This window comes from Candidatus Kapaibacterium sp., from assembly GCA_025059875.1.
In the GTDB taxonomy this organism is placed as follows: Bacteria; Bacteroidota; Ignavibacteria; order Kapaibacteriales; family HRBIN21; genus HRBIN21.
This window is the reverse complement of record JANXCT010000014.1, coordinates 1-1,276: the sequence shown is the minus strand read 5'-3', so window position 1 is coordinate 1,276 and position 1,276 is coordinate 1. Positions and strand designations below refer to the sequence as shown.

At 55.3% G+C, this 1,276-nt stretch carries 1 protein-coding gene and 2 tRNA genes; 1 reads left to right on the top strand and 2 read right to left on the bottom strand.

Features of this window, described 5'->3' with window-relative positions:
- The coding region (locus NZ960_08570) for a GWxTD domain-containing protein (GenBank protein MCS7177642.1) at nucleotides 1-812 on the top strand (812 nt) is incomplete at its 5' end.
- 203 nt (nucleotides 813-1,015) lie between these two features.
- On the opposite strand, the gene NZ960_08565 is transcribed toward NZ960_08570, so the two are convergent.
- Nucleotides 1,016-1,089, bottom strand: a tRNA-Asp gene (locus NZ960_08565).
- A gap of 8 nt (nucleotides 1,090-1,097) precedes the next feature.
- Nucleotides 1,098-1,170: transfer RNA gene (locus tag NZ960_08560), tRNA-Ala, on the bottom strand.
- Nucleotides 1,171-1,276: the final 106 nt, after the last annotated feature.

The window sequence follows — 1,276 nt, the reverse complement described above, 5'->3', positions numbered from 1 at the left end:
ATGTAGCTCTAAGCAGTATCATACTAGCAAGCAACGTAGAAGAACACCCTGACAAACCCGTCATTACTCCCTTCTTCGCCGAAAACGTAGCGCAACTGGAAGATCGCCCCTTCGCCGTTGTAGAGGCTTATGCTAAGAATCCTCGGGAAAGCACCGTCGTCGTTGCCGAGCTCCTTACCCTGGACCACAAGCTACTCGCAACGCTGCATCGCCAGACAGTACCAACCCTGGCCGCTGGCCGGACCTTACTGATTCTGCCCTTGACCTTCCCACAAGAGCTCTCGGCCGGTGCGCATCTGCTGCGTATACGGATAGAACACGCCGGTAGCCCCCTGGCACAGAGCGAACGCTCTGTCCGCTTTCTATGGACTATTTGGGGACGCACCCTATCCGACTTAGACCAAGCCGTTCGGCAACTCCGCTATGTAGCGACACAAGCACAAATAGACAGCATCGCCACAGCCCCGACAATTGCCGAAAGACGTCGACGCTTTGAGCTCTTCTGGCAAACTTTAGACCCAACTCCTGCCACCCTCCGGAACGAGGCATTTGAGGAGTACTACGACCGGATCGCTCAAGCTAACCGTCTCTTCCGCAGTTACACCGAAGGTTGGCTGACTGACCGCGGTATGATCTATGTTATCTTCGGCGCCCCACTACGTCGCGAGCAGTTCCAGAGCAACGGACGCCAGTATGAACGATGGGCATACAACGATCGTGAATTCCTCTTCGTAGACTACACTGGGTTCGAGGACTATCGGCTGTTGACACCCTTGCCGCCAGGAACAAAGTACCGGTATCGCAATGATTGACCCGTATACAGCATTTTACCCGAGGTTTGGGTAGCTCATCGGGTGCTTGGGACGCTGTGGACCTACGGAAGTCACGCTCCCATTTTTTCTCTATCTGCCTCCCGAAAATATCTCTGCCTTCACCGTGCCTGTAACTAGACAATTAGATTGCCCGATGGAAAAAACACGAAACGCTGGCACGACGGTACCAGCGCCACAGGAGGCGGGGCCGACGAGACTCGAACTCGCGTCCTCCTGCGTGACAGGCAGGCGCTCTAACCGACTGAGCTACGGCCCCACACTAAGTGGACCCGAGGGGATTTGAACCCCTGACCTCGTGAATGCCATTCACGCGCTCTCCCAACTGAGCTACGGGCCCGCTGTAGTGGATCACAAAATTACAGGAATCCCGAGTTCCGAACCCCCACGATCATGGGACAAGGAAGACCTGCTGACAACTGCTTGTGCCAACACACACAACTACC